The 12,992-nt window shown below is 46.6% G+C and carries 13 protein-coding genes; 4 read left to right on the top strand and 9 right to left on the bottom strand.

The window, feature by feature from the left end:
* The 3 genes from HP456_RS12060 to HP456_RS12050 form a co-directional block, all read right to left on the bottom strand.
* On the bottom strand, nt 1-1,285 hold a 1,285-nt coding region (locus tag HP456_RS12060), incomplete at its 3' end, for a fumarate hydratase (protein WP_172251387.1).
* A gap of 97 nt (nt 1,286-1,382) precedes the next feature.
* Complete coding sequence (locus HP456_RS12055; RefSeq protein WP_172251383.1) at nt 1,383-1,829, bottom strand: GNAT family N-acetyltransferase; 447 nt, start codon at nt 1,827-1,829, stop codon at nt 1,383-1,385.
* Nucleotides 1,830-2,190: 361 nt separating this feature from the next.
* On the bottom strand, nt 2,191-2,376 hold the full coding sequence (locus HP456_RS12050; RefSeq protein WP_172251381.1) for an SE1561 family protein: 186 nt from the start codon (nt 2,374-2,376) through the stop codon (nt 2,191-2,193).
* A 116-nt stretch (nt 2,377-2,492) separates the two neighbouring features.
* On the opposite strand from HP456_RS12050, the gene yfkAB reads away from it, so the two are divergent.
* A complete protein-coding gene (yfkAB, locus tag HP456_RS12045) occupies nt 2,493-3,620 on the top strand; it encodes a radical SAM/CxCxxxxC motif protein YfkAB (RefSeq protein ID WP_172251379.1) in 1,128 nt (375 codons plus the stop codon).
* 358 nt (nt 3,621-3,978) lie between these two features.
* Here yfkAB and HP456_RS12040 read toward each other — a convergent pair whose 3' ends face one another.
* From HP456_RS12040 to cax, 5 genes are all read right to left on the bottom strand, one after another.
* Complete coding sequence (locus tag HP456_RS12040; RefSeq protein ID WP_172251377.1) at nt 3,979-4,158, bottom strand: hypothetical protein; 180 nt, start codon at nt 4,156-4,158, stop codon at nt 3,979-3,981.
* 174 nt (nt 4,159-4,332) lie between these two features.
* Nucleotides 4,333-5,139: a YfkD family protein gene (locus tag HP456_RS12035; RefSeq protein WP_376766209.1), complete on the bottom strand. Its 807-nt coding sequence runs from the start codon at nt 5,137-5,139 to the stop codon at nt 4,333-4,335.
* Between the two features lie 263 nt (nt 5,140-5,402).
* Entirely contained in the window at nt 5,403-6,722 is a 1,320-nt protein-coding gene (locus HP456_RS12030) for a hypothetical protein (protein WP_172251373.1), read from the bottom strand.
* Complete coding sequence (locus HP456_RS12025) at nt 6,719-6,940, bottom strand: hypothetical protein (RefSeq protein WP_172251371.1); 222 nt, start codon at nt 6,938-6,940, stop codon at nt 6,719-6,721. Before HP456_RS12025 ends, HP456_RS12030 begins: the two co-directional genes overlap by 4 nt.
* 11 nt (nt 6,941-6,951) lie before the next feature.
* The gene (gene cax / locus HP456_RS12020) at nt 6,952-8,037 is read right to left on the bottom strand and encodes a calcium/proton exchanger (protein WP_172251385.1); all 1,086 of its coding nucleotides are present in this window, start codon (nt 8,035-8,037) and stop codon (nt 6,952-6,954) included.
* A 112-nt stretch (nt 8,038-8,149) separates the two neighbouring features.
* Between cax and HP456_RS12015 the strand changes: the two genes are divergently transcribed.
* Nucleotides 8,150-8,569: a pyridoxamine 5'-phosphate oxidase family protein gene (locus HP456_RS12015; RefSeq protein ID WP_172251369.1), complete on the top strand. Its 420-nt coding sequence runs from the start codon at nt 8,150-8,152 to the stop codon at nt 8,567-8,569.
* 192 nt (nt 8,570-8,761) lie between these two features.
* Here HP456_RS12015 and HP456_RS12010 read toward each other — a convergent pair whose 3' ends face one another.
* On the bottom strand, nt 8,762-9,148 hold the full coding sequence (locus HP456_RS12010; RefSeq protein WP_172251367.1) for an OsmC family protein: 387 nt from the start codon (nt 9,146-9,148) through the stop codon (nt 8,762-8,764).
* A gap of 128 nt (nt 9,149-9,276) precedes the next feature.
* Here HP456_RS12010 and HP456_RS12005 point away from each other — a divergent pair, with 128 nt between their 5' ends.
* Entirely contained in the window at nt 9,277-10,458 is a 1,182-nt protein-coding gene (locus HP456_RS12005) for an MFS transporter (RefSeq protein ID WP_172251365.1), read from the top strand.
* Nucleotides 10,459-10,675: 217 nt separating this feature from the next.
* Nucleotides 10,676-12,598 carry a heavy metal translocating P-type ATPase gene (locus tag HP456_RS12000; protein ID WP_172251363.1) on the top strand — a complete coding sequence of 641 codons (1,923 nt, stop codon included), beginning with the start codon at nt 10,676-10,678 and terminating at the stop codon, nt 12,596-12,598.
* The last annotated feature ends 394 nt before the right edge of the window (nt 12,599-12,992 follow it).

Below are 12,992 nucleotides of genomic sequence, written 5' to 3'. Positions count from 1 at the left end.
CCATTCCGCCCTTACCGATGACGGCACGTATGCCAAACCGTTTCATGATATCTCCTTGATAAGGCTCCTCTCGAATCGAAGTCGTCGGACCTGCAGCTTTTACATGCCAGTTGCCTTCGTCATCTTTCAGCATAACCGGACCGCAGTGGTAGATGACTTGGCCGTTTAAGTCTACCGGTGCATCGTTTTCGCTCAGATGCTTGTGGATCGCATCACGGCCGGTGTACATGCGGCCGTTGATCTGAACGACATCGCCCACTTTCAGTTCGCGGATCTTTTCTTCCGTGATCGGAGCTTCAAGAACGACCACGTTCTGCTTTTCACCAGAATCAGCAGCTGCCGTTTCAAGTTCTGCCTGTGATCCTTCTGTCAGGTCAATTTTGTCGCCTTCCTGGTAGAACCATTCATCGATGCCTCCATCTGCACTCAGCTTCATACCAAGTCGTCTGAATGCCCAGCAATTATACGCAACGGAAACAAAGAAGCTGGCCGGGATGCGATTCATCACGCCGACTTTACAGCCCAGCAGCGTTGTTTCCCCGCCAAAGCCCATCGTACCGATGCCAAGCTCATTGGCATTGTCCATCACATAGTCTTCCAATTTACGAAGATCTTCGTTCGGATTCACGTCATCCACTGTACGGAAAAGCTGTTCCTTAGCCAGATCATACCCCGAAGAACGGTCTCCCCCGATGCCGACGCCGATGAACCCTGCACTGCAGCCCTGTCCCTGCGCCTGGTAAACAGAATGCATCACGCATTTGCGGATCCCGTCAAGGTCGCGTCCGGCACGGCCAAGACCATCAAGTTCACAAGGGAGACTGTACTGGATATTTTTATTTTCACAACCGCCGCCCTTCAGGATCAGGCGTGCATCTACGTACTCCTTTTCCCACTGCTCGAACTTGATGACAGGCGTCCCAAGGCCGAGATTGTCCCCGGAGTTTGCGCCGGTCAGCGAGTCAACTGAATTAGGGCGAAGCTTTCCGTCCTTCGTAGCCTGCACCATTGCAGCATATATCGCTTCTTTGATCTCCAGCTGATTCACACCGACCGGAGTCTTTATTTTGAATGTAGGAAGACCTGTATCCTGACAAATCGGAGATACATTGTCATCCGCCATCTTCACGTTATTCGAAATCGTATCAAGGCTCATCGCCGCTCTAGTCCCCGCGTTCTCACGCTCTTTCGCTGAACGGATCGCCCGGCGCACATCCTTCGGCAGATTCGTGGACGTTTCCACAATCAAGTCATACATACTTTGCTGCAATGTCTCTTTATTCATCATTCTTCCCCTTTCCCCTCTACCAATCAAATTGTTCAAACGATTCTTATTTTTCACCAATCATTATACTCCTATAAGAATCGGATTGAAAGGGATTTCACATAGGAAATTCCTTCTCGAAATAACACGACACCGCATCCTCATGAGTCACCGAATACCCATTCTTTTGATAAAAATGAATCGCATCCGCCCACTGTTTATTTGTCTCAAGAATGAGCCTTCGTGCGCCAAGGGACTTAGCTTTATCCTCTAAATGAACGAGCATCCGCCGGCCAAGACCGTGCTTACGGTATGCTTTCACCACCGACATCCTCACCACTTGAAACGTATCTCGGCACTCTCTCCTGATTGCCCCGGTACAAACCATTCTCTTCCCGTCCATCCCGACATAAAATAAATCATCCCCCTGCATGTACTCCTTCCAGATATCCTGGATATCGGGGTTCAAACTGTGATCGATGAAGCCGAACCGTTCAAGGAAACCGTCCAGGATGACTTCTTTTGCATCGGGACACTGCTCTTCTTTGATTGCCTGTATTTGCATTTGACTCTCTCCTTTTATGGAACCATTGTTATGTATTTGACTAAAAATGGCGGATTCCTTCGAAAGAGTTTGATGAATTGCGACATGGTTCATCATTTTCCGGGAAATAACGTTGGCAGGGGTCGAATTATTTTTTCTTTAACTGGTGCCAGGCACAGATAGACGGTTTGTGCCAGGAACAAAACAAACGATTTGTGCCTGGCACAAAACAGCTTAATTGTGCCTGGCACAAAAGCGGTACATAGTGCCTGGAACAATATCCAGGCTTCTGAGGCAATCTCGAACCAACTGATCCTGACCGGCTCATTCCACATGCCTGCACCCATCCTGATCAATAAAAAAGAGCCCCATTCCAGGACTCTTATTCTTCACTCTTCTTAAATTGTTCGCACTTCGTCTCTATATCATCAATCATTGAAATCAAACGATCGATATCTTCTACATCAGCCTGCTCGGGGTCGATTGAATCCAACACATCGACAAACAGGTTCAAACGCTGTTTTAAGTAATCCACCTGTGAATTTTTATCGTTCACTGCTTTGCCCAACGGTATCTCTCCTTTCATACCTGTCCTATGGTAACCAATAATTTTCGGATTGACAAGGGGAACTCAGTTTTCAATAATGAGTTAGTGACTTATTTACAAAGGAGTTTTTTTATTATATGAAACCAACTACTCTCTCCAAGAAAATGTCCATCGACCATGATCCTTGGGAGGCTTACCTGGATGTTGAGGAGCATGGCGGCATCACGCTTTCCAACATCGAATTCACGACAACGACCTTATGCAATATGCGGTGCGAACACTGTGCTGTCGGTTATACGCTGACGCCGAAGGACCCGGATACGCTGCCGATGGATACCGTCTTTGAGCGCCTCGATGAAATTACAACGCTTCGTTCTCTTAGTATTACCGGAGGAGAGCCGATGCTTTCAAAGAAATCTGTGGAACATGTTGTCCTTCCGCTGCTGAAATATGCACATGCCAGGGGTGTACATACACAGATCAATTCGAATCTTACACTCGATCTGGATCGTTACTTATTAATTGCCCCGTATTTGGATGTTTTACACATTTCACATAATTGGGGGACGACGGATGAATTCATCGATGTCGGATTTGCGAATATGGAACGGAAGCCGACGCGCGAGCAGCGTCAGAAGCTGTTTGATCGTATGATCGAGAACAGCCGGGCATTGTCTGAAGCGGGCGTGCTCGTATCAGCCGAAACGATGCTGAATAAGAACACGCTGCCTTTTCTGGAAAAGATCCATCGCCAAGTCGTCGATGAAATGAAATGCGGCAGGCATGAGATTCATCCGATGTACCCATCAGATTTCGCTTCCAGCCTGGAGACCTTATCATTGGAGGAAACACGTGGAGCCATTAAAGACATCCTTGCATTCCGGGATGAAAATATATGGATGTTATTCGGCACGCTGCCCTTTTATGCGTGCAGTTCATCCGAAGAAGACCGTGAGTTATTGAAAGAGCTTTATTCTGCAAAAAATGTGACTGTCCGGAACGACCCGGATGGCCGTTCCCGTTTGAATGTCAATATCTTTACCGGTGACGTCATCGTGACTGACTTCGGCGATACTCCGCCGCTTGGGAATATTATGAGTGATTCCCTGCCAGGCATTTTTGATAAGTGGCAGGAACAGAAGCTGGCGAAGGAATTGAACTGTCATTGTCCTGCAGCCCGCTGCCTGGGTCCAAATGTATTGGTGAAGTCTATGTATTATCAGGATGTTGATTTTTCAAAAAGAAAAACCCTGATCGAACGCTGATCAATGTCCCAGCTTCTGATTGAAGCTGGGCATTTTTATTAGCATTCTATATGTCATAAAATGAACTATTCTTGGAAAAAAAGCGAATCTTCTTTAATATGATTAAATAGAAACTTATTCATCTACATTTGAGGGGTATTTCTGTATTAATAAACTTTATCATTTTAAGATTAATGTTCCGGTTCTGAAATAATCGTGCCATTTATAAAGCTACTTAGAATCATTATTGATAGCTCACTACCGGCCTTCCTCCTCTACTATCAATTACCCCAACTCATTCTATACATCTGCAGCCATTCCTCACCGTGACCATCTATGAAAACAAAAAAACACCCCGGAACAGAAATCCGAAGTGTTTTTATTTAACATTCTTGTGATTGACGGCTGCCTTTTCACGTGCCGTTTTCTCAAAGGGCTGCTCGCTTAACCCGTAGCGCTTAATTCTCTCTGCGTAATACTTTGCCCGTCTGGAACCGAACCAAAGTCTCATCGCTGTCGCTACTATCAAGACAGCACCAAACACTAATAAATATTCCATTGATTACAACCCTCCTTTGTTTAGAGTATTCTGAATATTATAACATATTACCAAAATGATTTAAAGGTAATATTTGAAGTTAATGTATTCCCTATTTCGACAAACAGTAAACATTATTTGAAGTTAAAGACCCGACCCTTGCCGCGTTAAGCGACAAGAGACGGGCCTTTAATGTTATCTCGGCGTTTCACTCGCCATAAATCCAAAGTGTACATGATCCTGAATCGGTATCGAGGCACCCACACCTTGTGATGTTACGTTTTTGACTACGATGGAACGTTTGGTTCCCTTCATTTGCAGGTAGACTTCACCGTAGGTCACTTTGCCTTTTTCATTGATGGCTGGTGCGTAAGCGTACAGATAGCCGAGGCGTTTTGGGGAAATATTATAGACCTGGCTCTTTTTCGTACCTGCGCCGACAATTGTTTGGAATGCAAGCGGCAGCTTTGAGTTATCCATCGCCTTGATCATCATCATTTTTTCGACATCATCCGCATGTGGAACCTTTGCGGTCAGTCCTCCTTTGACGACTTTTTGTGCTTCTTGGACGTAGTGGATCTGATAGTTGCCCTTTCCTCCTCGGTTATCATAGTAATTCGTGTTGATCTTCTGGTATTCCCAGTTTGGGGATGTTTCGGTTGAAGCGTAGTTCAGCGGCCACTCCCCTAAATAAATTGTTGCACGTAATCCAATGGTCGGTGCCTTATTAATCGAAGACTCATTCAGAATGCGGATCAGGTTGGGGTTTTCGATTTTGACTTTGGATGTGTCGAGCAGCTCCTGTGTAAAATCACTTGGCTGCAGATACGGCTGATCCTGTGTCGAATTCGGGTATGTGTTTTCTTTTGCAATGTTCAGGACAGAATTTGGAATGGTTACTTTGGCAGAATCCGTTTCTTTTTTTGGAGCTGGATTCTTTTCAGCATATGTGCCGGTAGCGGCAACAGAGAATGCGAATATGAACATAATGACGGTACGCATTAATTTCATGAGATAGTCTCCTTTCAACTTTAGCTTAAAGGGTTTGCCTTTAGTTTTTTCCTAGTTGAAGGAGCTTATCCGCGAAAACAAAAAATCTTATCTGAAAGAATATTTACAAAATTCGATAAATATTTTATAATGAGAAGAACCTGGAGGGTTGTCAGACATCATGGAATGCTGACAGTTTTTCATAAGTCATTTTCTATTTTTCCAAAGAAGCGGCGGTTCCCTATATGGGATACCGCCGCTTTTTTATGTTTCTTTTATGAATCGACCTCGATTTTCCCCGTGACAGACCGCTTCTTTTTCCCGATTGCTGCCACGGCCTTGATGGAAATCGTTTCTCTTATCCCCTGTTTTGGTTGAATGGATGCTGTGAAGCGTCCGTCATCTCCGGTCACCACATTATTCTCTTTAAGCATAACTTGATCTTGAGACAGTTTCAGTTTCACCGGGACACCTCTAAGCGGAAATCCGTTCGACGTCAACTGACCGGTAATTGTTTCGCCCTTTGCTGTAACAACCCTGTCCGGGATTTCAAGAGTGAGGACAGGGTTAGCAGGTTTGCAGCCGGCTGTCACATCTGCCGTTATAGAATCGAATATCCCGTCGACCACTGCACTTGCTGTGAACGAAGCCGGTTGAAAAGCCGTCCCCGGACTCACGACGACAACGGATGTGAATACACCGTCTTCATCTGTAATGGGATTTGCCGGCAGGAACTGCAGGATTGGAGACCCTGTCACTGTAACCGTTCGATTGGCAAGCGGCTGTCCGTCGCAGGTTAATGTCCCTGAAATAACGGAACGGCAGTTGATCCTGTTTCTTTTCAGCCTGCTTAACGTAATGGATAGATCCTGGCATTTTACACAACGGACAGTGACCTGCCTGGTTTCAGATGAGACTTGTTTTCCCGCTATCATGGTGCTGGCGGTGATGGTGATGATCTCATCCACGTCCGGGAACAGGACAAGCGTCGCATTATAGGTCCCATCTGCTAGGGTAATCGCCGGATCCGGTGTGACGATCACCTTGTTCGAAGCCGATTGAATCGTAAACGTAACCGCTGCTCCGGCAATCGGTGCACCGTCACAGGTAAGCTTCCCTGATAGCTTCGTCCCTTTGCAGCCAACGATATCAGGGATCGGATTTAAGGTAAGAACAGGGTTGATACACACAATACAATCCACTCGAATGATGATATAATCACTGAGCGTCACAGTTCCTACCTGTGCAGTCGCCGTTATGATGACACCTGGTGTAATCGGCGTTCCCGGTACAATCGTCACCCTCGTCGAAAAGCGGCCCGTGCTGTCCGTCACTGGATTTGGGTTATCGAATATCAATCCTGCAAACGATGATGTCAAATTCACCGTCACCCCTTGAAGCGGCCTGAAGTCACACAGGATCCTCCCGCTGATGATTCCTTCGCAGCTGATTGTCCCAACTTCATCCAGTTGGATCACCGGGTTCACACACTTATCAGCAGGGAAAAATCCGCATCCTTTTGGAGGCAGCTTGATTTTACAATGACTATTTTTTTTAGGTACCACTTTCGCATTCCTCAGTTTAATTTTTCTCACACACGATCATCCCTTTTCGCAAACTCTTGTCTTATTTTATTCAGCTTGAGAAGGACGGTTCGTACAATCCCTTTAATTGGTTGAAAAATAGATTGTCCGCCTAATGGAGAGTGTGGTAGAAATAAAATGAGCTTTTTGAAAGAGATACTATTTTCTTCACAAAAAAAGATCAGGGATATCGTTCCCTGATCCTTCTTTATTCCCGTTTGTCTATTCACCCCTCACTTCCCTACAACAAATAAAACCCGATTCCCATAATGAAATAAGCAGCCAGCAGGGTAAGACCTTCAAACCAGTTCGTTTCCCCGTCATTCGAAATGATGATCGTGACGAGAACGGCCGATACCATTGCGACCAGTTCAGGCAGTGTAAAGACCAGAGGCATGCTCGTTTCGAAGAACAGTGAAATGAACACAAGCACCGGTGCGACAAACATAGCAATCTGGAGGGTGGAACCTACAGCAATTTCGACGGCGATATCCATCTTGTTTTTATATGCCATGATAATGGCGGATGCGTGCTCAGCTGCATTCCCGACGATCGCAACGATGATGACCCCGATGAACAATTCACTCCAGCCGAATGCATGGCCGACTTCTTCAAATGTGTGGACGAGACTTTCCGAAACATAAGCAACAGCTGCCGTAGAAGCGGCCAGAATGAGGAGTGCCTTCCCTTTACTCCACTCAGGTTCCTCTTCATGAGCATGTTCCCCTTCACCTTCTCCATGCTGATACACACCGCGGTGTGTGACGAGCTTGAAGAAAAGCGCGAATAGGTAGAGTGCAATCAGGATGCCGGCGACTCCGATGCTCATTGCCATCGTCGCGCTTTCATCCATTTCCTGTGCGAATACTTCCGGAATGACGAATGCGACGATGACCGCGAACATCAGCAGTCCAGAGTTATGGCGTGCATCAAACACATTGAATGTCTGGCGTTTGAACTTAATTCCCCCGACGAAAAAGGAAAGTCCCGCTACCAGGAGGAGATTTCCGAGCACCGAACCTGTCAGTGACGCCAGGACGACCCCGATCAGTCCTGCTTTTAACGCAAAAATAGAGATGATGAGTTCTACTGCATTTCCGAATGTGGCATTCAACAATCCGCCGATCCTCGGGCCGGAAATGACGGCCAGACTTTCTGTCGCCCTTCCCATGAAGCCCGCTAACGCAATGATCGTCACGCAGTAAACACCGAACATCATGACAGTCGGCCAGTGAAGCAGACTTCCGATCACCGATAACGGAACGCCTGCCAGCACAAGTATCAAAAAGATTTTATTCACGGCGCATTCCTCTTTTCCTGAAAGTATTTGTAAGTTTCCTTATTAGTGTATGGATTGAACTATTTTTTTTGCAAAGAAACTCATGAATCGATGAAGAAAAGACACATTAATAGATAGATCATTATGAGGAGGAACATTCATGACAAACACGTTAAAAGATAAAGTAGCAGACCTGTTTTCCCACCACAAAGTCGGGACGCTCGCGACTATTCGCGACAATAAACCGTATTCACGCTTTATGATGTTCAATTCGGAGGATCTTACTCTATATACAGCTACGAATGAGCAGGCTCATAAAGCGGAAGATATCGCCCAGAATCCGAATGTCCATATCTTACTCGGCTACGACCGCGATTCCGACCATGAGCACTATGTAGAGATTGAAGCCAATGCCTCCGTCGAGGAATCCGCCGATCTCAAGGAAAAATTCTGGTCAGAACAGCTCAAACACTGGATCGCAAGTCCGGAAGACCCTGAATACCTGCTTTTAAAACTCACACCCGTCACTATCCTGTATTACGAAAAAACCGGCAAAGAGCCCCAGGAACTGACGCTTTAGCACAGAGAAGTACAGACCTTCATGGAATTAACGGAGTGTGAGGGGACTTTGATTCTGCCTGGTTTCCCTTTATAGATGCCAGCAGGTTACTATCACCCATATTCCCTTTGATCATAGTGGTTGAAACCAAAAAACGGGCCTTCATAGGGGATGATTCCCCCCTGAAGGCCCGTTGCTCTTCGTGTCAGCGCATTACTGTGTGACAAGTTCGAAGGTTTCTTCTATATTGATGGAGTCCTGGACTGATTGGACCATGGAGCAGTTTTTGCGTGTGAGCTTCATGGCTTTTTCGATTTTCTTTTCATCCAGCTTCTCTCCCTGGATGGTGAAATGCAGCGAAATTTCTTCTACACGGTTCGCTTCGTCTTCGTTTCGCACGACGTCCGCTTTGATATGGATATCATCAAACTCTATGCGCATCTTCTCAAGCACTTTGCGGAGGACACCTCCGCTGCAAACAGCAATGGAAGAAACCAGCAGCTGAAATGGACGAAAACCATACTCTTCGTTTCCGGACACCTCAAGCTTCCCATACGCCAAATCAGAATAAAATCCACCTTCCTGCATCTTGAATTCCATCTAACACACAACCCTTCGCTTTATATAATAATTTCTCTAAATTTTACTCCATTCGATACCCATTGCCAAACAATCGATTCCGGGGTAACATCTAATAAGGAAATTTACTAGTTTGGGAGTTTTTGCATATGAATCACTCATTATCATTCCGATTCTGGGTATTGGTTGCCATCGTTGCGATTTCAGGCTTCTCGCAGGGCATGCTCCTGCCGCTCATCGCTATTATTTTTGAGCAGGACGGAGTATCCTCCTCCTTGAACGGTCTGAACGCCACCGCCCTTTATATCGGAATCTTACTTGCTTCACCGCTTATGGAAAAGCCGCTTCAGAAAATCGGCTACAAACCGATGATCATCATTGGCGGCATCGTCGTCGCGCTGTCCCTTTTCCTTTTTCCGTTGTGGAAATCATTTTGGTTCTGGTTTGCTCTGCGATTGTTTATCGGGGTCGGCGATCACATGCTCCACTTCGCTACCCAGACTTGGATCACATCCTTTTCACCGAAAGAACACCGTGGCAGAAACATTTCGATCTATGGCGTTTCATTCGGGATCGGATTTGCCGTCGGCCCGCTGATGGCTCAGTTGATTGAAATCAGCCATGCGCTGCCGTTCATAATTTCGTCCTTATTGAGCTTGCTCGTCTGGAGCTTCGTCTTTAAACTGAAGAACGAATTCCCAGAACAGCAAAATTTAGGGAGTGCTACATTCCTGGGGTCGTTCCGGCGTTTCGGGAAAGTCTTAAAGTACGCATGGGTCGCCCTCCTGCCACCCCTCGGGTATGGATTTTTGGAAGCATCACTCAACGGGAACTTCCCGGTATTCGCCCTCCGGAACGGATTATCCGTCGACGCCGTTTCGATCCTGCTGCCCGCTTTTGCGGTCGGAAGCATCATCTCGCAGGTACCACTGGGTGTGATGAGTGACAAATATGGCAGGCAGAACGTGCTGCTCACCGTCATGCTGATCGGCTTCCTGTGCTTTACCGCGGCAGGCTTCGTTTCAGAATCGACGCTTGGGTTATTCATCTGCTTCACGCTTGCCGGAATGGCGGTCGGGTCGACTTTTTCACTCGGCATCAGTTATATGACCGATCTTCTGCCGAAAGAATTGCTTCCTGCCGGGAATATTATGTGCGGAATCTTCTTCAGTTTCGGAAGCATGATGGGACCATTCATCGGTGGAGTTGTAATTGAATGGTTCAACGGACCAAGCTTTTTCTATCTGATCAGCTTTATGATGCTTGTTATCTTTGTAAGCCTGCTCGTCTTCTCCCTGCAAAATAGGCGACGGGAAATCACCCAAAATTAATTAGCACAAATCCCTTTTCTTTCTCATATAGATATGGTACTATCAGATTATAATAATTATAAATAATAAATCTCTTTAAAAATGTTCATCCACGCACATATAGATTTGCTGTCATCCTTCATTGGTGGCAGCTTTCGTTGTTTTATAAGGAGAATGACGTTGATTATTATTCTCAATTATAAATATCTATTTTCAGTTACAAAAGGAGGAGTACCATATGATCTCACAAACCAAAGCCCTTACCCTCGAAGAATCCAATGAAGAACTCAACTTGCTCGAAAAAATACAACCGCACGCTGAATTGATTGCGGCGTTAATTAGCGGTGTGTTCATATTATTCGGATGGCTTTTCTCTAAAGGCGATACCGGCACGCTCAGCATCACTTTCTATTTACTCGCCTTCGTCATCGGCGGCTTCGCAAAAGCAAAGGAAGGAATCGAGGAAACGATCGAGAACAAGGAACTCAATGTCGAAATGCTGATGATCTTTGCCGCGGTCGGATCCGCCATCATCGGCTATTGGACGGAAGGGGCCATTCTCATCTTCATTTTCGCAGTCAGCGGCGCCCTTGAAACCTATACGATGAATAAGAGTCAGAAAGAAATTTCCGCACTCATGGAAATGCAGCCAGAAGAAGCCTGGCTCGTGACATCCCGGGGTGAAGAGAAAGTCCAGGTGTCAAGCCTTGAAATCGGGGATCACATCCTCATCAAGCCTGGTGAACGCGTTCCGACAGACGGGATGGTCATCAAAGGAACGACTTCCATTGACGAAGCAGCGATTTCCGGCGAAGCACTTCCGGTTACCAAAGCGGCCAGTGATGAAGTATTCGCCGGGACGGTCAATATCAACGGGGCGATCACCGTTGAAATGACCAAGCCGAGCAGCGAAACATTATTCCAAAAAATCATCGATCTTGTGCAATCCGCCCAAAGCGAGAAATCCCCTTCCCAACTGTTCATCGAACGCTTTGAAGGTACGTATGTAAAGGTCGTCCTGCTCGTCGTCTTCCTGATGATGTTTCTCCCTCACTTCCTGCTTGGATGGAGCTGGACGGAGACCTTCTACCGGGCGATGGTGCTGCTCGTTGTCGCATCTCCTTGTGCACTGGTCGCATCGATCATGCCGGCAAGCTTGTCCGCCATCTCAAACGGCGCAAGGCACGGGATCCTTTTCAAAGGCGGCGCTCACCTCGAAAATCTGAGCAATCTGAAAGCCATTGCTTTTGACAAAACAGGGACACTGACGAAAGGGAAACCTGCTGTAACGGATACACTAATTCAACAAGGATATGAAGAAGAGGAAGTCATGACCGTCATCGCTTCCATTGAAAATCAATCGAACCACCCGCTCGCGCAGGCAATCGTCGGCCATGTCCGCAGAGAAACAGGGGCAGACCTATTCCAGCCCGATTCACTAGAAGACGTGTCCGGCTGGGGTGTGAAAGCCATGGTGGACGGAACTGAGTGGAAAATCGGAAAAGCTGAATTTGTCGGAAAAGAAATAGCAGGCAAGTATATGGATGGAGCATACAGCGGACTTGCATCCCAAGGTAAAACAACGGTTTTCGCCGCAAAAAATGGCGAAATCGCTGCTTTGATCGCTCTTAAAGACGTCGTCCGCAAAGAAACGGTAGAAGCCCTCCAATTACTGAAAAAAGAAGGCGTCGAAACGATCATGCTTACGGGTGATAACGAAAAGACCGCCGGCGCCATCGCGAAAGAAGCCGGGGTCACATCATTCATCGCCGAGTGTCTTCCTGAAACGAAAGTGGAAGAATTGAAGAATCTCAAGAACCACTTCGGAACGGTTGCCATGGTCGGCGACGGAATCAACGATGCACCGGCACTTGCCACTGCCAATGTCGGCATCGCGATGGGAGAAGGAACCGATGTCGCACTCGAAACGGCGGACGTCGTCCTGATGAAAAACGACCTCACCCGTATCGCCGAAGCCATCAAACTATCAAAAAAAATGAAGCGCATCGTCCAGCAAAATGTCGTCTTTTCCATCGGCGTGATTATGGTCCTCATCGCTTCCAACCTCCTGCAAGTGCTGGACCTCCCATACGGAGTCATCGGGCATGAGGGAAGTACAATTTTGGTCATTTTGAACGGATTGCGGTTGTTGAAGTCATAAAATGAGGGTGGGACAAAACTAATGACCACGACATAAAGACGAACAATTTCAGCGTATGTTCTTAATACCGCTAATGATTTCCGTGCAAGACTTCGCTTTCCGCGGGTAGCCCGTGAGCCTCCTCGGCAAGCCTGCGGGGTCTCACATTAGCCACTTCTCCCGCAGGAGTCTTCGTCTTGCACTCCAATCAACCGCTGTAAAGTGCTAAAGCTTAAGTGTACATTGAACAAAATAATAACCCGAACTAATTTGCCAGTTAGAAGGCAATTTAGTTCGGGTTTTACTTAGACTATAACACTTTTGTCCCAGCCTCATTTGTAAGTTAGGTATCATCTTTTGAAACCCTTTTTATTTTCCCTGATGTTTTTCCAGCATATCACTTAGATAGTCTTCC

It is taken from the genome of Bacillus haikouensis (assembly GCF_013179555.1).
In the GTDB taxonomy this organism is placed as follows: Bacteria; Bacillota; Bacilli; order Bacillales; family Bacillaceae_B; genus Rossellomorea; species Rossellomorea haikouensis_A.
Note: the sequence above shows the minus strand (reverse complement) of the source record. Positions and strands in the feature narration are given on the sequence as shown.

Excerpts from the sequence above, each read along its gene's own strand:
- HP456_RS12055 (WP_172251383.1), bottom strand. The coding sequence starts at position 1,829 with ATGCAAATACAGGCAATCAAAGAAGAGCAGTGTCCCGATGCAAAAGAA.
- yfkAB (WP_172251379.1), top strand. The coding sequence starts at position 2,493 with ATGAAACCAACTACTCTCTCCAAGAAAATGTCCATCGACCATGATCCT.
- HP456_RS12040 (WP_172251377.1), bottom strand. The coding sequence starts at position 4,158 with ATGGAATATTTATTAGTGTTTGGTGCTGTCTTGATAGTAGCGACAGCG.
- HP456_RS12035 (WP_376766209.1), bottom strand. The coding sequence starts at position 5,139 with ATGCGTACCGTCATTATGTTCATATTCGCATTCTCTGTTGCCGCTACC.
- HP456_RS12015 (WP_172251369.1), top strand. The coding sequence starts at position 8,150 with ATGACAAACACGTTAAAAGATAAAGTAGCAGACCTGTTTTCCCACCAC.
- HP456_RS12010 (WP_172251367.1), bottom strand. The coding sequence starts at position 9,148 with ATGGAATTCAAGATGCAGGAAGGTGGATTTTATTCTGATTTGGCGTAT.
- HP456_RS12005 (WP_172251365.1), top strand. The coding sequence starts at position 9,277 with ATGAATCACTCATTATCATTCCGATTCTGGGTATTGGTTGCCATCGTT.
- HP456_RS12000 (WP_172251363.1), top strand. The coding sequence starts at position 10,676 with ATGATCTCACAAACCAAAGCCCTTACCCTCGAAGAATCCAATGAAGAA.